The sequence below is a fragment of the Bacillus sp. FSL H8-0545 genome (genome assembly GCF_038006105.1).
In the GTDB taxonomy this organism is placed as follows: Bacteria; Bacillota; Bacilli; order Bacillales; family Bacillaceae_G; genus Bacillus_A; species Bacillus_A cereus_U.
On sequence record NZ_JBBOUO010000001.1, the window covers coordinates 4,365,229 to 4,383,197 of the forward strand.

Genomic DNA, 17,969 nt, shown 5'->3' on the forward strand with positions numbered 1-17,969 from the left:
TCTGAGAAATTCACCTTCTCTTCCTAGAAAATAAACGTTGACACTAAATGATGCTTTTTCTACACTTAATTGTGTACAATATGTGACCAAGGAGGGTTCAACATGGAAATGAACGTCGAAACGAATTCCTCTCCTACAGCGCAAAAGCCAAGTAAACAAACCGGCTGGCGCATTTGGTGGAGTTTATTACGTCCCCATACATTAACAGCAGCTTTCGTTCCTGTTTTCATCGGAACAGCTTATGCAATGCAGGTCGGAGGTATAAATCAAATACATCTTCCTCTTTTCTTTATGATGCTTCTTGCTTGCCTTCTCATTCAAGCAGCAACGAACATGTTTAATGAATACTTTGATTATAAAAGAGGACTCGATCATGAAGGTTCAGTTGGAATCGGCGGTGCTATCGTCCGCGATGGCATTAAACCAAAAACCGTGCTTAACTTAGCATTCGGATTTTTAGGCATCGCAACGCTATTAGGTGTTTATATTTGTATGAACTCTAGCTGGTGGCTTGCCGCGATCGGTCTTGTTTGTATGGCCGTTGCTTACCTTTACACTGGCGGCCCCATTCCAATTGCATATACACCATTTGGAGAGCTAACAGCAGGATTATTTATGGGTGTCATTATTATTGGTATTTCATTCTTTATCCAAACAGGGGCAGTAACATCAGAAGTGATTTTATTATCTATTCCAAGCTCCATTTTAATTGGTGCAATTTTACTATCTAACAATATTCGTGATTTAGATGGTGATAAAGAAAATGGTCGTAAAACGTTAGCAATTCTCGTTGGACGCGAAAGAGCAGTTGGTGTACTTGCTTCTATGTTCATCGTTTCCTACATTTGGACAATCGCTTTAATCATCGTTAACATCGTATCACCATGGATGCTTATCGTATTCTTAAGTGCACCGAAAGCATTTAAAGCGACGAAAGGCTTTATCGGCAAAAGCATTCCAATGGAAATGGTACCTGCGATGATTTCAACAGCAAAAACAAATACAATTTTCGGTCTCCTAATGGGAATCGGATTATTGCTTGGATACTTCCTATAGAAAGGAGCTGCTTACGCAGCTCCTTTTTTCATATACCAACTTCCCAGCTGAAATTCATCTCATAATTCCTACTCCGAACGCTCATACTATGTAAAGAAACCGAATTGTAGGAAGGTGGACGACTATGTTAACTCCACAACAAATAAATCAATTTAAATCTATTTTAGAAAAACAACAGCAAGAAGTTGAACAAACGATACAAACTCATGAAAATGAAAACCGTGCATCTGAACGTGATTCAGTAGGAGAATTGTCTAGCTATGACAACCATCCAGGTGATATGGCTACAGAATTGTACGAACGTGAGAAAGATTTCGGACTCATCGAATTTTGGCATAAACAGTTAGAAGATACGAAACATGCTCTGCAAAAAATTGAAGCTGGTACGTACGGAATTTGCGAAGTGTCTGGTGAGGAAATTCCATTTGAAAGATTAGAAGCAATGCCAACTGCTACAACGTGTATTCAGCACACTACAAATAAATTAGATATGAACACGCGCCCAGTTGAAGAAGAGGTGCTAGCTCCTTCGTTTCACAAGCACGACGAAGATCATTCTGTTGAATACGATGCTGAAGACGCTTGGCAAGACGTCGCAAATTACGGAACATCAGAAACACCCTCCGATTTAGAAAGACAGGATTCAAAAAACTATAACGGTATGTATGTAAATAGTGAAGAAAATGTTGGTTATGTAGAGGATTTCGAAAACTTTATCGGAACAGATATGTATGGAAAAAACCCACAAGTTTTCGCTACAGAGGAACATGAAGAATATGAACAATTGCTTGATGATTTTGAAGAACGTACCTTTAAAGGTGAATTATCTTCAGATGAGTCTAGTTCTAAAGCATAAAAAAAGCATTCCGAAGTTCGGAATGCTTTTTTTCGCTAGCTAATTAGTTTTTTGTAACGTTAGCTGCTTGTGGTCCGCGGTTTCCATCAACGATTTCGAAAGAAACTTCTTGACCTTCTTCTAAAGTTTTGAAGCCGTCGCCTTGAATAGCTGAGAAATGTACGAATACGTCTTCTCCGCCTTCAACTTCGATGAAGCCAAAACCTTTTTCGCCGTTAAACCATTTAACTTTACCTGTTTGCATGTCATGTACCTCCTAAATAAAAATGAAACTATGAATCCACATGAAAAGGTGGATATAAAGGACATGAATGTATAACAAGCTTACAGCCTTTAATACAACGTGCTTTATTTCCGTACCACATTATGTAGCTCAATAGTGTTTTCACTATATCACGCTGAATCCAAAACGTCAAATGAGAATACTTTCATCCTATCATTTTTTATAATCCTAGTATAATCTTAAATTTCCATTCTATTTTTATTCAAAAATTAACAAAACTACAGTATTTTAATTCCGTTGATTTCTGTACAATATAATTACTACATATGATGAGGTGAAAAAATGCAAGCACATGAAATCGAGTATAAATTATATGGCGATGATATGCAGTTTGTTGAAATTGAATTAGATCCAGAAGAAAGCGTTATCGCTGAGGCTGGCGCAATGATGATGATGGAAGATCATATCGAAATGGAAACGATTTTCGGTGATGGTTCTGGACCATCTAGTGGTCTATTCGGTAAATTAATGGGCGCAGGTAAACGTCTCGTTACAGGTGAAAGTATGTTTATGACTGTATTTACAAATACAGGTCATGGCAAACGACACGTATCATTCGCCGCTCCTTATCCTGGAAAAATTATTCCTGTTGATTTAACAGAATATCAAGGAAAAGTAGTCTGCCAAAAAGATGCATTTCTTTGTGCCGCAAAAGGTGTTTCTATCGGAATTGAGTTTACTAAAAAAATAGGAACTGGTTTCTTCGGCGGTGAAGGTTTCATCATGCAGAAACTTGAAGGTGATGGTCTAGCTTTCATGCATGCAGGCGGAACTGTATATAAGCGTGAATTGAAACCTGGCGAGAAACTTCGCATTGATACAGGTTGTCTCGTTGCAATGACAAAAGATGTTAACTACGATGTTCAATTCGTTGGAAAAGTAAAAACAGCTCTATTTGGCGGCGAAGGTTTATTCTTCGCTACGCTAGAAGGTCCTGGAACGGTTTGGATTCAGTCCTTAACACTTAGCCGCTTAGCAGCACGCCTTACAAGCCCAGCAGCTCAAAATAGCGGTGAAGGCAGCGTTTTAGGCGGACTTGGTCGCCTTTTAGATGGGAAAGAATAAAACACTAGAAAAAGATAGTCCCCTCCTTCATAGGGAACTATCTTTTTCTTTTGGACTGTATAAACCATTTTGAATCATATAGTATTCCATCGCTTTATTAAGCCATGTCTCTTCTTCCTATAATAAGATAATAAAATTGTTTAAAAAACAAATAAAAGTGTTATAAAGTATAGAAATAGTACTTGATGGATTTGTATTATATACTTATATAAATAAGAAATACATTTAAATGTGGGGCTGATTAAGTGTTTAAATATAACGTATGTTTCTTAAAAAGTAAGGATAAAGTCTTGATGTTGAATCGTGAAAAGGCACCGATTATGGGCGTGTGGAACGGTGTTGGTGGCAAAAATGAAATAGGTGAAACTGCTGATGAGGGTGCAATTCGTGAAGTGTTTGAGGAAACAGGATTCAATGTAAATCAGTACTATTCAAAGGGGATCATTACATGGAATACTAGTGATCATAAAAAAGATGGATTATATGTGTATTTATTTGAAGTAGATACAATATTAGAGAGTGAATCTATAAAAAAAACTAGAGAAGGTATTCTCGATTGGAAGCAAATCGATTGGATACTGAATCCCTCTAATTTAGGGATTGCTGAAATGGTAAAAGAATATTTACCTGTTCTATTAGAAAAAGCGGGCGATTATTCATTTGAATATAAAAATGATATATTAATACTTGTAAAATAAAAGTTTTTACATACAGATTTCATAATTAAACACCTTTATTATCTATTTTTAATGAGGAATTTAATAAAGAAACTTAAAGAGTCTTGCTACATGTGAATTGTAATAAGGCTCTTATTTTGCTATTTAAAATTAAACACTTATATTCTCTCTATACACTTCCTCATTACAAGTATATCTCACCATCTTATTATACTGTTTTCATAAAGTTCTTCTACATCCTCTACTTTTTCACTTAAAGAATACACCGCCTCTTCTCCGCGACATACTTAAGAGTTACCTTCATATGCTGACCGACAAAGTTTTGAACTTCTGGATCATCAACTGGTTTTCCAAATAGCCTTTTTTCAAAAAGAATGAATCAAGTCCCTCACTGCATATATTGAACTATACCTTTTCTTAAGGAGGGCTTTCTTGATGCGTACTCCTTTATCCTTCGATAAAGATACTGCCATACTGTTAGCATCTTGCTGCGATCTAACGTATGAACAATATAAACAAAATGGGATTTTTGAAATACCTGATGGATTCCAATATGTACAAGGCTTTCAAGGAAAAGCGATTCAAACGATGGAATGGTTTGGGTTCATATTAGAATCTGAGGATACGATCATTGTAGCTTTTAGGGGCACACAAACAGATACAGATTGGATTATCGATTCACTCGTCAACCAAAGGCCATACCCATACGCTTTAAATAGCGGAAATGTCCATAACGGCTTTCTTTCAATTTATGAATCTTGCCGGGATCCTATTATGGATATGCTCGTGTCATTACCAGCCCATAAGAAACTTCTTGCAACAGGCCATAGCTTAGGAGGTGCACTCGCTACACTACACATACTAGATGCACGTATAAATACTGCCTTCGCACAGTACGGTCTTTATACATTTGCCTCTCCAAAAGTTGGAGATATCGCCTTTCGAAATTATTATAAACTGCAAGTAGCTAGTAGCTTTCGTTTCGTCAACTTATTCGATGTCGTTCCACTTCTCCCTCCCCGAAACATAAATTTTAATGATCGTGATTGGGAATATGCACACGTTCATCACAACATGACATTTACGAAAAATACAAAATCCATTACGAATAATCATTCCATTACAACATACAAAACATGTCTGACCTCTCATTTTTAACCAGTAAACAATTGGAAATTCAATATTTGTATACTATAATAATCTATGAAATTACTTTCGGATGAGGGGACCTTACATGCTAAAATTTATCTTTGCACTTTTTCTTATAATAATTTTTTCGTTTACAGGTTTCTTTACATTTTCATACTTTGCGACAGGGGAATATGGCGGAACAGGTATAATATATACGTTCATGCCTTACCTTTCTTAAGCAAAATAAGTAAAACGAGCTTAATCTCATTAAGCTCGTTTTATTTTTCTAAGCAAGCGTATCCCTGTTTTAAAAGTGAATAAATAAAAGCCCCTTCAAAAGGGGCTTTCATCTAAAAAAGTTTAACAGTATTACCAATACCCCAAATTTCATTACTGTACTGCAAAATTGTTCGATCACTCGCAAAATGCCCCGATTGTGCAATGTTCAAAATCGACATTTCCATCCATTTCTGCCTATTTTCGTATGCCCTTCCGACAGCTTCTTGTCTTTCAGCATATGGGCTAAAATCTCGAAGAACGAAGTATTCATCATTTTGAATAACGAGAGAATCATAAATCGCTTCAAATTCAGCTCCCGACTGTGCAAAGAAACCATTCGTTAACTGATCTACTACTTTTTTAATATGCATATTGTGGTGATAATAGTCACTTGCACGATATCCACCATTTTGGTAGTAATGAAGAACCTCATCCGCTGTTAAGCCGAAAATGAAGCAGGCATCATCACCGACTCGGTCTTTTATTTCAATATTAGCTCCATCTAACGTTCCGAGTGTAATTGCACCATTCATCATGAATTTCATGTTACCTGTTCCCGATGCTTCTTTACTCGCAGTTGAAATTTGTTCACTTACATCTGCCGCCGGGAATATATCTTCCGCTAAAGAAACTCGGTAGTTTTCTAGAAAGATAACTTTCATAAACTGACTTACGTACGGATCGGTATTTACTTTTCTTGCAAGCTCATTTATTAATTTAATAATTTTCTTCGCATAATAATAGCCAGGTGATGCTTTCGCTCCAAAAATAAAAGTACGCGGGTAAAATGAAAAACTAGTATCCTCTTTTAAACGATTATACAAGTACAAAATATGAAGAACATTTAATAACTGTCGTTTATAGGCATGTAGCCTTTTCACTTGCACATCAAAAATAGAATTTGGATCAATAGTGATCCCCATTTTATTATGAATGCGCTCAGCTAAAATAATCTTACGCTCTTGTTTTACCCCTGCAAGCTTTTCTTGAAAACTAGTATCATGTATGAAGTTTTGCAGTGCTTGCAGCTTAATTGGCTCTTTCTTCCACTCTTCACCAATCGCTTCCGAAATAAGATTCGTCAGCTGCGGATTCGCCTTCATTAGCCAGCGCCTATGAGCAATTCCATTCGTTTTATTATTAAACTTATCTGGATAAAATTCATAGAACAATCGCATTTCACGCTGCTTTAAAATTTCTGTATGAATTTTCGCCACACCGTTAACGCTATGGCTACCAACAATCGCTAAATGAGCCATTTTCACAAGGTCATGCGCAATGATGGCCATGTCCTCAATACGCTTCCAATCGTACGAATAACGGTCCCAAAGCTCATGACAGAAACGTTCATTAATTTCTTCAATAATCATATAAATTCTCGGTAATAACGGTTTAAAAATGCGAATTGGCCATTTCTCAAGCGCTTCTGATAACGTCGTATGATTCGTATAGGAAATCGTCTGCGTTGTTATATGCCAAGCTTCTTCCCATGTCAATTTTTCTTCGTCTAATAAAATACGCATAAGTTCTGGAATTGCTAGAACCGGATGTGTATCGTTTATATGAATCGCAATTTTTTCATGTAACTGACGAAGACTACCGTGCCTCTCCCTATGCATACGAACGATGTTTTGCAAACTTGCTGATACGAGGAAATACTGTTGTTTTAAACGAAGTATTTTCCCCTCATCATGCGTATCATCTGGATATAAAAATTCCGATACGGCCTCTGTTTCACGCTTATATTTCAAAATATCTTTGCAGTTTTGCGGGAAAGGAACTGGCTCCGCATTCCAAAGCCGAAGCGTATTTACAGTACTTGTTTCATATCCTACAACTGGAACGTCATATGGTACTGCCATAATAACTTCTGCATTTGTATGCCTGAACTCTAAACGTCCATCAATTTCTAGTGGTTCAACGTTTCCAAAATAACTTACTTCTACGGCTTGGTCATACCTTCTTACTTCCCAAACGTTTTCATGAAGAAGCCACTGTTCTGGAAATTCTACTTGATAGCCGTCAACAATTTTTTGATCAAACAGGCCATGCTTATAACGAATACCACAGCCATGTCCTGGTAAGTTTAAAGAAGCGAGTGAATCGAGGAAACAGGCTGCTAAACGTCCAAGTCCACCATTACCAAGGCCAGCATCTGCTTCAATCTCTTCTAACTCTTGCAAAGAAATTCCAAGTTCAGAAAGCCCCTTTTCACATACATCTCGAATGCCTAAATTTAATATGTTACTGCCTAGCAAACGCCCAAGTAAAAACTCAATGGATAAATAATACATTTGCTTTTGATCTCCAGAACGATAACTTTCATTCGTTGCAATCCATTGACTATTCATATACTCACGTACCATATGACCAAGCGTATTATACTGATCACGAGTTGTAGAATCTTTGAAACTTTTCCCATACATCATTTCTAATTTTTCTAGAAAAGCGGATTTAAAGCTTTCAACATGAGTAAACATTTTTTCACCACCTCAATGTTATTCCATGAGACTTTTATACAATTTCTTGTATGCAAGAGCAGATTTCCCCCAGCTATAATCTTCAGTCATCGCTTGCTTTACAAGCTTATCCCATACCGGTTTATCTTGATAAAACTCAATTGCACGAAGAATTGTATGTAACATGTCATGCGCATTAAAATTCGTAAAGCTAAAGCCATTCCCAATTCCAGTTTCCTCATCGTAAGAATGTACAGTATCATTTAATCCGCCTGTTTCTCTTACAATTGGAATCGTGCCATATGCTAGCGCAATAAGTTGTCCAAGTCCACACGGTTCAAACAGCGATGGCATTAAAAACAAATCGCTTCCCGCGTACACTTGGTGCGCTAACGCTTCATTAAATCCAATATATACTTTTACCTTTTCTGGATATTCGTATGCCATCCATTCAAAGAACTGCTCGTATTCAGAATCGCCTGATCCCAAAATAATACATTGTACATCTTCTTCCATTATTTCACGGAATACAGTACGTACTAGATCAAGCCCCTTTTGCTTCGTCAATCGTGTTACCATCGAAATAACTGGTGTATCTTCTTTTTCTGGTAAACCAAAATAACGCTGCAATGCGCGTTTATTTTCACTCTTTTCCTCTAATGACTCTGCACTATACTGAGCCGTAATATATGGATCTGTTTCTGGATTATATACACTCGTATCAATTCCATTTACAATGCCACTAAGCTTATCGTTATGCTTTCGTAGCAATCCATCTAACTTCTCACCGAAAAACTCATATTGAATCTCTTCTTTATATGTCGGGCTAACCGCTGTAATTTGGTCAGATGCGATAATACCGCCTTTCATAAAGTTCACGTTTCCATTAAACTCAAGCTGTTCACTATGAAAATATTCATGACCAAGCTCCAGTAAGTCGTACATCACTTCAGGAGGAAATACACCTTGGAACTGCAAGTTATGAATCGTATATACCGTTTTAATATGCTCATATAACGGGTTATCTTGATACTTTTCACGAAGTAAGAAATTAACCATAGCTGTATGCCAATCATGGCTATGAAGAACATCTACTTCGAAATCAAGATGCGGAATACACTCTAAAACTGCTTTTGAAAAATAAGAAAAACGCTCCCCATCATCATAATGGCCATAGAGAGAATCTCTCTTAAAATAATATTCATTATCTATTAAGTAATACGTAATCCCATCCTGCTCACCTTTTAAAATCCCGCAGTATTGGTTTCTCCATCCAAGAGGAACGTTAATTACTTTATGAAGCGTACATCCTTCTCTTAACTCTTTCGGGATAAGACTGTAGTTTGGAAGTATAATGCGAACATTCACTCCTAATTTTTTTAATTCTTTTGGAAGCGCTCCTGCTACATCAGCTAGACCTCCGGATTTAATAAACGGTACACATTCTGATACTGCAAATAAAATATTCACCTGTTGTTCCACTGCACGAAAAGCGTATACATCATAAATCGCTCTTCTTACAGCTTCCTCCCTTCAAGTTTTCATATAGAGTAAAACCTTAATTAGTGGGGGTTTTCTAAATCCCCCACTAATTATGCACCTGCTATTTACGAATAACTGTTGATTGTACTATTTTGTACACTACCTTTTTCTACAACATATGGCTCATCAGCACTTCCTTTTAACACTACGCCGTCGCCAAGTTTCACATCTTTATCAATAATAACACCGTCTATTATGCAATTATCTCCAATTTTGCTCTTTTGCATAATAATACTATTACGAACAATTGAACCTTTTCCAATTTTAACAGAACGGGAGATAACACTATTTTCCACTTCACCTTCAATAATACTACCGTTTGCAATCATCGTATTTTTCACTACTGCACCCTTCATATAACGAGTTGGCGGCTCATCTTTTACTTTCGTAAAGATTGGTGCTTCTTTCTTAAATAATTGCTTCCAAATAGTAGGCTGCAAAATTTCTAGACTATGCTTATAGTAACTTTCAATCGAATCAATGATAGCTACATATCCTGTATGCTCATACGTAGCAATATGCAGTGATTTCCCGCTCTTTTCTCTCACTACATCAAATAAACTGTATTGCTCCACATCTTTATATGTCTCAAATAAGTCTAGCAATAATTGTTTCTTTAACACATATGTTTGAAGCGAAACCCCTTCATGACAAACTTCAGTAATATCTGCAGACGTATGTATATGTCGCTCTAACACCGCTTGAAAGTTTAACGCTGTTACAAGATGGCTATTCGTAATAACAACATATTCTTCTCTGCTTCTTAGAAAATAATCAATATGTCTTCTAAAATGTGCAAAAGATCCAAATTCGTCATGATCACATTGGCAGTTCGGTGGGAATAAAAACAGTCCATCACGCTTTCTATCTAAATCCCACTGTTTTCCTGAACCGACATGATCCATTAAAGAACGATTTTTATGACTTGTAAAAACCGCCACGCTATGAATATTAGAATTCACCATATTTGAAAGCATGAAATCAATGAGGCGGTAACGGCCTCCAAACGGTAATGCCGCTAATGAACGATGCCCTGTTACTTTCTTTAAGGAAGGAAAACTTCCCGTTGCATTAATAATTCCTAACATTTTTTCTCCCATTCATTTCATCCCCCTTTTCTATTTTCCTTCAGCAATTAGTACTACATCATCAACATTTTTTTCTGGACGAATTATTGTCCCATCTTCAATAACCATTTCCGATCCAACGATCGCTCTTTCAATCACAACGTTTTTACCAATCTTTGCCCCCGGCATAACGACAGAATCGATTACCATACTACCTTCTTCCACCGTCACTCCTTGGAATAAAACAGAATGCTTCACGTCCCCTTCAATGACGCACCCTTCATTAATAAGTGACTCTTCTACTTTTGCCTGTTCTGCAATATATTGAGGTGGCTCGTTTGGATTTACAGAATAAATGCGCCAATTACGATCGTTTAAATTCAACGATGTTTCATCGCGAAGTAAATCCATATTCGCTTCCCATAAGCTTTTCACCGTTCCAACATCTTTCCAATATCCTTCAAACGGATACGCCATCAACTTCTTCCCTTCATCTAATAAAAGCGGAAGTACGTCTTTTCCGAAGTCATTACTAGATTCAGGATTTCTTGCATCCATCTCTAAATATTCTTTTAAAATAGACCAGTTAAAAATATAAATTCCCATTGATGCAAGATTACTTCTTGGAAATTGCGGTTTCTCCTCAAATTCAACAACTTCCATCTCTTCATTCGTATTCATGATGCCAAAGCGACTTGCTTCATCCCACGGCACTTCAATAACAGAAATTGAAACATCTGCTTCTTTCTCAATATGGTAATCTAGCATTTTACTGTAATCCATTTTATAAATATGATCGCCTGATAAAATAAGGACATATTCTGGTTCGTACTGACTTAAATAGTTTAGGTTTTGATAAATAGCACTTGCCGTACCTGTATACCACTTCACACCTGAAGACTCCGCATAAGGAGGTAACACAGTGACTCCACCATTTACACGATCAAGATCCCAAGCGTTTCCGATTCCAATATAATTATGAAGTTCTAACGGTTGATATTGTGTTAAAATCCCCACCGTTTCAATACCGGAGTTTGCACAGTTACTTAACGTAAAATCAATAATGCGATATTTACCACCAAATGGAACAGCTGGCTTGGCTAAATTTTTTGTTAATGCACTTAAACGACTACCTTTTCCCCCTGCTAGTAACATTGCTACGCACTTTTGTTTTTGAGCCATCTTGTTTTTTGCTCCCCTTTCTCGTCTTTACTGGTCGTAATATGGATACGCCAAATGGTGGAATTGTAATTTCTACATGTGCCGCTTGATTATGATATGGCTCTAGAATCGTCTTGAGACGTTTCTTATTAACTTGCCCCGACCCGCCATATTGCACCGCGTCACTGTTTAAAATTTCGTTATAATACTCGAAATCTGGTACACCTACTTTATAGTTTTCATATGTAGCTTTCGTAAAATTACATACGACAACTAACGCATCTTCCTGATTATCCCCTTGGCGGATAAACGAGAAAATACTTTGCTCATTATTATTAGCATCAATCCACTGAAATCCTTCAGACGAGTGATCTAACTGCCAAAGTGGTTTTGAGCGCTTATACAATGCTATGAGCTCTTTAAAGTAATCATGCATGTAACGATGCATTTCAAAATCATGTAAATTCCAATCTAAATCTTCAAGATCTTTCCACTCATCAAATTGCCCGAATTCTCCACCCATAAAGAGTAATTTCTTACCTGGATGAGTAAAGAAATATCCATATAATAAACGAAGTTGGGCGAACTTATCCCAGTAATCTCCCGGCATTTTATTTAATAACGATTTTTTCCCATGAACGACCTCATCATGAGAAAGCGGCAATATAAAGTTTTCAGAGTGAGCATATAGTAAAGAGAATGTCATTTTCTCATGAATGTATTTCCGGTACTCTGGCGCACATTCCATATATTTCAGCACGTCATTCATCCAACCCATATTCCATTTATAATTGAATCCAAGTCCACCCTCGTATGTTGGAGCTGTTACAAGTGGCCAAGCTGTTGAATCTTCCGCTGTCATAAGAAACTCTTTATCTTCTGCAAACACAGCTTCATTTAACTCTCGTAAGAAAGAAACAGCGTGTTCATTGCTTTGCTCTTTTCCTTCTTTATTCCAGTACAGCATATTCGCAACTGCATCTACTCTGAAACCATCAATATGGAAATATCTCATCCAAAATAACGCATTTGAAATTAAGAAATTACGTACTTCTCTCTTCCCTAAATCAAAATTAACAGTTCCCCATACCAGGTTTTCTTGTACATCTATATCTTTATATTCATAAGTCGGTGCCCCATCAAACAAATATAAACCGTGAGCATCTTTACAAAAATGCCCCGGCACCCAATCTAAAATGACACCGATTCCATATTTATGACATTCATCGACAAAATACATCAAATCATGTGGCGTGCCGAATCTACTTGTCGCTGCATAATATCCCGTTCCTTGATATCCCCAAGAACGATCATATGGATGCTCAACAAGCGGCATAATTTCAATATGTGTAAATTGATGTTCCACCACATACGGAATGAGCGCCTCAGCCATTTCTCTGTAAGAATACAGAGCACCATCTTCTTTCTTTTTCCAAGAACCGAAATGTAATTCATAAACTGTCATCGCTTCTTTATAAATCGATTTTTTCTTTCTCTTACGAATCCAGTTTTTATCATTCCATTCATATCCCTCTATATCAAAAACTACAGATGCCGTATTTGGTCTTACTTCTGCATATACTGCGTAAGGATCTGCTTTTAAAATAACGTTACCATCCATCGTTTCAATCGCATACTTATATATCTCATTCTCTTCAATATGCGGTGCAAACAAGGACCAAATCCCCTCTTCTGTCACTTGTAGCATCTTATGTTGCTTATAATCCCATTCATTAAAATCCCCAACAACACTCATTGCTTTCGCATGAGGAGCCCATACTGTGAATCGTACACCTCGCATCCCATCTTCCGTCACAATATGTGCCCCAAAGATGTTATAACTGTCATAGTACTTTTCTGTATGAAACTCATCTCGTTTCACTTCTTCACAATTTATTACATCCAATATGTTCACCTCACTAAGATGACAGAAATTTTTTACTCTTTATCATTTCTGCAAAAAACTGAAATATCCTTGTTGTTTTTTAAAAAATATTCGTTTTTTTCTTAAATTTCACTTAAAATGTTTACATTTATCGTGTAAAATATCGAATTTTGACGAATATTCATTGCAAACGCTTCATTTCACCTTACTATTTTCACCTTTCATTGTTGCTCAATATTACTTTATTGATTTCTCTCCATTTTTCACGCTATTTCTCACGTAAAATACAAGCGAAATAATCTATTGTTTAAAAATGTTTCTCAACATTTTTTGTCACAAAATTTATCATTTCCCGACGGAAAACTCCCACCTCAAGGAATAGGTAGGACATGGTCTAATGAGTATGCGGGAGATGAATGGCGTTTAGGAAAAATTGCCACAAGGTTAACTCCTAAAGAATAAAGTGAAATTCTGCTCGCAAATAGTGGGATAACGCACAAAAGCACTCTATTCAAAAATAGAGTGCTTTTTCTATAAACGACCCTTATCCAGCAAAAGGGGTATATTGGGGATATACAAGGGAAACCGGAAAAGGAATTTATATTAATTTATATTAATTCAGAGGTAGGAAGCAGTTTCCCGCCTCTGAATTATTTAGCAATTATTATAGTACTGGTGCCATTGTTTCTTTTAATACTTTTACAGAATGAGCGAATTTCGCTTTTTCTTCTTCGTTTAATTCAAGTTCTACGATTTCACGTACACCTTCGCGGTTAATAACAGCTGGAACACCTACGTAAGCATCTTTCTCACCATATTGACCTTCAAGGTATGCAGATACAGTTAATACACTGTTCTCGTTGCTTAAGATCGCTTTAGTTACACGAAGTAGTGACATACCGATTCCGTAGTAAGTTGCGCCTTTACGCTCGATAATGTGGTAAGCTGCATCGCGTACATTTTCAAAGATTTTATCTAAATCTTCTTGGTTATACTGTTCGTTGTTCGCTAAGATTGTTTCTAGTTTTTGTACACCTACAGTAGCATGGCTCCATACCGGAAGTTCAGTGTCACCGTGCTCACCAACGATGTAAGCATGAACGTTACGTGGATCTACATCTAAGTAGTCGCCTAACATGTAACGGAAACGAGCAGAGTCTAAAGTTGTACCAGAACCAATTACGCGCTCTTTTGGAAGACCAGATTCTTTCCAAGTTACGTAAGTTAAAATATCAACTGGGTTTGTTGCGATTAAGAAGATTCCATCGAATCCGCTATCCATAATACCGCGAACGATTTGTTTAAAGATCTTTGTATTTTTCTCAACTAAGTCTAAACGAGTTTCGCCTGGCTTTTGTGGTAATCCAGCAGTGATAACAACTAGATCTGCATCTTTACAATCTGCATAGCTACCGCTCCAAACTTTTGTTGGTGCTGGAGAGAATGGTACCGCATGGCTTAAGTCCATTGCTTCCCCTTCTGCTTTTGCTTCATTAACATCTACTAGTACGAATTCTTCAGCTACACCTTGGTTAATCATTGAGTAAGCATAACTACAACCTACAGCTCCTGTTCCTACTAATACTACGCGATTGATACCTTTTTTCATGTTAATTTCCCCTTTCAATTGTTTACATCTATTTTTTATTATTGTTTAAGTAAGTAATTAAAATACTAATTTAATGTTGTTTAACTTCTTTACATACATATTGTAGCACGGTTTATTGTGAATTACTTCACAAATTATGACCTATTTGTGAACTTTTTCACATAGAGTGTAAAGTTATCGTAGCAAGTGTGGAATCAATACCAATTTGTGCGTTTTAGTTAGATTGTGAAAGGGGTGGACTTTGGTTTTTATCGGTAAGTGAAATTATATCGGCGATTTTCTGAATATATCGACCATAACTCCAAATATATCAGCGATTTTTTAAATATATCGACCGTAACTCAAATTATATCAGCGATTTTTGCAATATATCGACCGTAACTCAAATTATATCAGCGATTTTTGCAATATATCGACTTACCGACAAAACCCGACAAGGATAGCACCATAAAGAAGCTCTCTCTTTTCTATTAATTAGACGATTCAAATAGAAGAAAGTATACAACATTTTTTAATCAGTGGGGCGGTTGTTCCCCCCCACTGATTATTAGCCCACACCAATCGGGCTTTTACGAGCAGTTGATCTCCCACCTAACTTCTTTGCTCATGCCAAAATTTGAGGTGAGGGTCTTTTACTGCCCACAAATAGCGGGATAAAAAAAGCAGACTACTAATAGTCCGCTTTAAATAAAATATACACAACAAAAAAGAGATAGCAGATTATGCTATCTCTTTTAGTATGACCCGTACGGGATTCGAACCCGTGTTACCGCCGTGAAAGGGCGGTGTCTTAACCACTTGACCAACGGGCCAAAATATGGCAGAGAAGAAGGGATTCGAACCCTCGCACCGCGTTCGCGATCTACTCCCTTAGCAGGGGAGCCCCTTGAGCCACTTGGGTACTTCTCTATAGTATGGCTCCGCAGGTAGGACTCGAACCTACGACCGATCGGTTAACAGCCGATAGCTCTACCACTGAGCTACTGCGGAATAATTATGGTGGGCCTAAATGGACTCGAACCATCGACCTCACGCTTATCAGGCGTGCGCTCTAACCAGCTGAGCTATAGGCCCATAAAAAGCGGGTGAAGAGAATCGAACTCTCGACCAGAGCTTGGAAGGCTCTTGTTTTACCACTAAACTACACCCGCATTAAATTAAAAATGGTGAGCCATGAAGGATTCGAACCTTCGACCCTCTGATTAAAAGTCAGATGCTCTACCAACTGAGCTAATGGCTCATTTTGAAAGTGGTGCCGGCTAGAGGACTTGAACCCCCAACCTACTGATTACAAGTCAGTTGCTCTACCAATTGAGCTAAGCCGGCTTGCGATTTCAAAATGGTGGCTCGGGACGGAATCGAACCGCCGACACGAGGATTTTCAGTCCTCTGCTCTACCGACTGAGCTACCGAGCCTTTATGTAAAAAAATGGCGGTCCCGACCGGGGTCGAACCGGCGATCTCCTGCGTGACAGGCAGGCATGTTAACCACTACACCACGGGACCATTTGGTTGCGGGGACAGGATTTGAACCTGCGACCTTCGGGTTATGAGCCCGACGAGCTACCGTACTGCTCCACCCCGCGATGATATAATATTTAATTTAGAAAAAATGGAGGAGGTAGAGGGATTCGAACCCCCGCGCGACTCTCGCCGCCTGTCGGTTTTCAAGACCGATCCCTTCAGCCGAACTTGGGTATACCTCCGAGATATGAACTTTGAGTGGTGGACCTTGTAGGACTCGAACCTACGACCGGACGGTTATGAGCCGTCTGCTCTAACCAGCTGAGCTAAAGGTCCTTATGGTAGCGGCGGAGGGGATCGAACCCCCGACCTCACGGGTATGAACCGTACGCTCTAGCCAGCTGAGCTACACCGCCATAAGTGATATTCAAATAAGTGGAGCCTAGCGGGATCGAACCGCTGACCTCCTGCGTGCAAGGCAGGCGCTCTCCCAGCTGAGCTAAGGCCCCATGTTTTGAAAAATCGGGAAGACAGGATTTGAACCTGCGACCCCCTGGTCCCAAACCAGGTGCTCTACCAAGCTGAGCCACTTCCCGTTAATAAAAAAACGCGCCCGAGAGGAGTCGAACCCCTAACCTCTTGATCCGTAGTCAAACGCTCTATCCAATTGAGCTACGGGCGCATATGGTGCCGAGGGCGGGGGTCGAACCCGCACGGTGGTCACCCACCGCAGGATTTTAAGTCCTGTGCGTCTGCCTGTTCCGCCACCCCGGCATGTCATACTGAAAATTGGAGCGGAAGACGGGATTCGAACCCGCGACCCCAACCTTGGCAAGGTTGTATTCTACCACTGAACTACTTCCGCAAGACATGTTTGAGTTATTTTATTAAAAGTGCGGGTGAAGGGAGTCGAACCCCCACGCCAAAGGCGCTAGATCCTAAGTCTAGTGCGTCTGCCAATTCCGCCACACCCGCATATTATAATTTTAAAAGAAAAAATGGGGCGACTGATGGGAATTGAACCCACGAGTGCCGGAGCCACAATCCGGTGCGTTAACCACTTCGCCACAACCGCCATGATTTTCTGGTGCCGACTAGAGGACTTGAACCCCCAACCTACTGATTACAAGTCAGTTGCTCTACCAATTGAGCTAAGTCGGCTAGAATGGTGGAGGATGACGGGATCGAACCGCCGACCCCCTGCTTGTAAGGCAGGTGCTCTCCCAGCTGAGCTAATCCTCCGAATTGCCTGGCAACGTCCTACTCTCACAGGGACAAGGTCCCAACTACCATCGGCGCTAGAGAGCTTAACTTCCGTGTTCGGTATGGGAACGGGTGTGACCTCTCTGCCATCATTACCAGACTGTATTCATTTAAGACAAGAATCATCATAACTCATTCGACATTTAAAGTCAACAAGTTTTTTATATTCTTT

At 38.6% G+C, this 17,969-nt stretch carries 12 protein-coding genes, 22 tRNA genes, 1 rRNA gene and 2 pseudogenes; 5 read left to right on the plus strand and 32 right to left on the minus strand.

Features of this window, described 5'->3' with window-relative positions:
• Positions 1-102 precede the first annotated feature (102 nt).
• Positions 103-1,056 (plus strand): 1,4-dihydroxy-2-naphthoate polyprenyltransferase, encoded by a 954-nt coding sequence (locus MHI07_RS22880; RefSeq protein ID WP_002112545.1) that lies wholly within the window; start codon positions 103-105, stop codon positions 1,054-1,056.
• 124 nt (positions 1,057-1,180) lie between these two features.
• Positions 1,181-1,912 carry a yteA family sporulation protein gene (locus MHI07_RS22885; RefSeq protein ID WP_002112546.1) on the plus strand — a complete coding sequence of 244 codons (732 nt, stop codon included), beginning with the start codon at positions 1,181-1,183 and terminating at the stop codon, positions 1,910-1,912.
• A gap of 43 nt (positions 1,913-1,955) precedes the next feature.
• Here MHI07_RS22885 and cspD read toward each other — a convergent pair whose 3' ends face one another.
• On the minus strand, positions 1,956-2,156 hold the full coding sequence (cspD, locus tag MHI07_RS22890; protein WP_001193051.1) for a cold-shock protein CspD: 201 nt from the start codon (positions 2,154-2,156) through the stop codon (positions 1,956-1,958).
• A gap of 321 nt (positions 2,157-2,477) precedes the next feature.
• On the opposite strand from cspD, the gene MHI07_RS22895 reads away from it, so the two are divergent.
• Positions 2,478-3,260 (plus strand): TIGR00266 family protein, encoded by a 783-nt coding sequence (locus tag MHI07_RS22895; RefSeq protein WP_002160055.1) that lies wholly within the window; start codon positions 2,478-2,480, stop codon positions 3,258-3,260.
• 27 nt (positions 3,261-3,287) lie between these two features.
• Here the strand turns inward: MHI07_RS22895 and MHI07_RS22900 are convergent.
• A pseudogene (locus tag MHI07_RS22900) lies at positions 3,288-3,377 on the minus strand (MerR family transcriptional regulator); the annotation flags it as partial.
• Positions 3,378-3,505: 128 nt separating this feature from the next.
• Between MHI07_RS22900 and MHI07_RS22905 the strand changes: the two are divergent.
• A complete protein-coding gene (locus tag MHI07_RS22905) occupies positions 3,506-3,958 on the plus strand; it encodes an NUDIX hydrolase (RefSeq protein WP_033714891.1) in 453 nt (150 codons plus the stop codon).
• 194 nt (positions 3,959-4,152) lie between these two features.
• On the opposite strand, the pseudogene MHI07_RS22910 reads toward MHI07_RS22905, so the two are convergent.
• Positions 4,153-4,301 (minus strand): annotated as a pseudogene (locus tag MHI07_RS22910) (MerR family transcriptional regulator); the annotation flags it as partial.
• A 71-nt stretch (positions 4,302-4,372) separates the two neighbouring features.
• Between MHI07_RS22910 and MHI07_RS22915 the strand changes: the two are divergent.
• Entirely contained in the window at positions 4,373-5,095 is a 723-nt protein-coding gene (locus MHI07_RS22915) for a lipase family protein (protein WP_002112553.1), read from the plus strand.
• Between the two features lie 323 nt (positions 5,096-5,418).
• Here the strand turns inward: MHI07_RS22915 and glgP are convergent, their stop codons facing one another.
• The 29 genes from glgP to rrf form a co-directional block, all read right to left on the minus strand.
• On the minus strand, positions 5,419-7,827 hold the full coding sequence (glgP, locus tag MHI07_RS22920; protein ID WP_340826524.1) for a glycogen phosphorylase: 2,409 nt from the start codon (positions 7,825-7,827) through the stop codon (positions 5,419-5,421).
• Positions 7,828-7,845: 18 nt separating this feature from the next.
• Positions 7,846-9,276: a glycogen synthase GlgA gene (gene glgA / locus MHI07_RS22925; RefSeq protein ID WP_340826526.1), complete on the minus strand. Its 1,431-nt coding sequence runs from the start codon at positions 9,274-9,276 to the stop codon at positions 7,846-7,848.
• A 137-nt stretch (positions 9,277-9,413) separates the two neighbouring features.
• Complete coding sequence (gene glgD / locus MHI07_RS22930; protein WP_002160052.1) at positions 9,414-10,448, minus strand: glucose-1-phosphate adenylyltransferase subunit GlgD; 1,035 nt, start codon at positions 10,446-10,448, stop codon at positions 9,414-9,416.
• A gap of 18 nt (positions 10,449-10,466) precedes the next feature.
• On the minus strand, positions 10,467-11,597 hold the full coding sequence (glgC, locus tag MHI07_RS22935) for a glucose-1-phosphate adenylyltransferase (RefSeq protein WP_078173885.1): 1,131 nt from the start codon (positions 11,595-11,597) through the stop codon (positions 10,467-10,469).
• On the minus strand, positions 11,545-13,482 hold the full coding sequence (gene glgB, locus MHI07_RS22940) for a 1,4-alpha-glucan branching protein GlgB (RefSeq protein WP_340826531.1): 1,938 nt from the start codon (positions 13,480-13,482) through the stop codon (positions 11,545-11,547). The genes glgC and glgB overlap by 53 nt, the downstream gene beginning before the upstream one ends.
• A 643-nt stretch (positions 13,483-14,125) precedes the next feature.
• Complete coding sequence (locus tag MHI07_RS22945; RefSeq protein WP_002112560.1) at positions 14,126-15,070, minus strand: L-lactate dehydrogenase; 945 nt, start codon at positions 15,068-15,070, stop codon at positions 14,126-14,128.
• Positions 15,071-15,810: 740 nt separating this feature from the next.
• A tRNA-Glu gene (locus MHI07_RS22950) sits at positions 15,811-15,882 on the minus strand.
• Between the two features lie 6 nt (positions 15,883-15,888).
• Positions 15,889-15,979, minus strand: a tRNA-Ser gene (locus tag MHI07_RS22955).
• A gap of 6 nt (positions 15,980-15,985) precedes the next feature.
• Positions 15,986-16,060 (minus strand) — tRNA-Asn (locus tag MHI07_RS22960).
• 7 nt (positions 16,061-16,067) lie between these two features.
• Positions 16,068-16,144 (minus strand) — tRNA-Ile (locus MHI07_RS22965).
• Positions 16,145-16,150: 6 nt separating this feature from the next.
• Positions 16,151-16,221 (minus strand) — tRNA-Gly (locus MHI07_RS22970).
• 13 nt (positions 16,222-16,234) lie between these two features.
• A tRNA-Lys gene (locus MHI07_RS22975) sits at positions 16,235-16,310 on the minus strand.
• 10 nt (positions 16,311-16,320) lie between these two features.
• Positions 16,321-16,396: transfer RNA gene (locus MHI07_RS22980), tRNA-Thr, on the minus strand.
• 14 nt (positions 16,397-16,410) lie between these two features.
• A tRNA-Phe gene (locus MHI07_RS22985) sits at positions 16,411-16,486 on the minus strand.
• Between the two features lie 14 nt (positions 16,487-16,500).
• Positions 16,501-16,576: transfer RNA gene (locus MHI07_RS22990), tRNA-Asp, on the minus strand.
• Between the two features lie 3 nt (positions 16,577-16,579).
• Positions 16,580-16,656 (minus strand) — tRNA-Met (locus tag MHI07_RS22995).
• Between the two features lie 27 nt (positions 16,657-16,683).
• Positions 16,684-16,776 (minus strand) — tRNA-Ser (locus MHI07_RS23000).
• A 17-nt stretch (positions 16,777-16,793) separates the two neighbouring features.
• Positions 16,794-16,870, minus strand: a tRNA-Ile gene (locus tag MHI07_RS23005).
• Positions 16,871-16,873: 3 nt separating this feature from the next.
• Positions 16,874-16,950: transfer RNA gene (locus tag MHI07_RS23010), tRNA-Met, on the minus strand.
• A gap of 20 nt (positions 16,951-16,970) precedes the next feature.
• A tRNA-Ala gene (locus MHI07_RS23015) sits at positions 16,971-17,043 on the minus strand.
• 13 nt (positions 17,044-17,056) lie between these two features.
• Positions 17,057-17,130, minus strand: a tRNA-Pro gene (locus MHI07_RS23020).
• A gap of 12 nt (positions 17,131-17,142) precedes the next feature.
• Positions 17,143-17,216: transfer RNA gene (locus MHI07_RS23025), tRNA-Arg, on the minus strand.
• Positions 17,217-17,219: 3 nt separating this feature from the next.
• Positions 17,220-17,308: transfer RNA gene (locus MHI07_RS23030), tRNA-Leu, on the minus strand.
• Positions 17,309-17,324: 16 nt separating this feature from the next.
• Positions 17,325-17,399, minus strand: a tRNA-Gly gene (locus MHI07_RS23035).
• A gap of 29 nt (positions 17,400-17,428) precedes the next feature.
• Positions 17,429-17,509, minus strand: a tRNA-Leu gene (locus MHI07_RS23040).
• Positions 17,510-17,533: 24 nt separating this feature from the next.
• Positions 17,534-17,609 (minus strand) — tRNA-His (locus MHI07_RS23045).
• A 10-nt stretch (positions 17,610-17,619) separates the two neighbouring features.
• Positions 17,620-17,695: transfer RNA gene (locus MHI07_RS23050), tRNA-Thr, on the minus strand.
• A 5-nt stretch (positions 17,696-17,700) separates the two neighbouring features.
• Positions 17,701-17,776 (minus strand) — tRNA-Val (locus tag MHI07_RS23055).
• Between the two features lie 5 nt (positions 17,777-17,781).
• Positions 17,782-17,897: ribosomal RNA gene (gene rrf / locus MHI07_RS23060) — 5S ribosomal RNA — on the minus strand.
• Between the last annotated feature and the right edge of the window lie 72 nt (positions 17,898-17,969).

Coding starts and splice junctions, on each gene's coding strand:
- MHI07_RS22880 (WP_002112545.1), top strand. CDS start 103: ATGGAAATGAACGTCGAAACGAATTCCTCTCCTACAGCGCAAAAGCCA.
- MHI07_RS22885 (WP_002112546.1), top strand. CDS start 1,181: ATGTTAACTCCACAACAAATAAATCAATTTAAATCTATTTTAGAAAAA.
- cspD (WP_001193051.1), bottom strand. CDS start 2,156: ATGCAAACAGGTAAAGTTAAATGGTTTAACGGCGAAAAAGGTTTTGGC.
- MHI07_RS22895 (WP_002160055.1), top strand. CDS start 2,478: ATGCAAGCACATGAAATCGAGTATAAATTATATGGCGATGATATGCAG.
- MHI07_RS22915 (WP_002112553.1), top strand. CDS start 4,373: ATGCGTACTCCTTTATCCTTCGATAAAGATACTGCCATACTGTTAGCA.
- glgP (WP_340826524.1), bottom strand. CDS start 7,827: ATGTTTACTCATGTTGAAAGCTTTAAATCCGCTTTTCTAGAAAAATTA.
- glgD (WP_002160052.1), bottom strand. CDS start 10,448: ATGGGAGAAAAAATGTTAGGAATTATTAATGCAACGGGAAGTTTTCCT.
- glgC (WP_078173885.1), bottom strand. CDS start 11,597: ATGGCTCAAAAACAAAAGTGCGTAGCAATGTTACTAGCAGGGGGAAAA.
- MHI07_RS22945 (WP_002112560.1), bottom strand. CDS start 15,070: ATGAAAAAAGGTATCAATCGCGTAGTATTAGTAGGAACAGGAGCTGTA.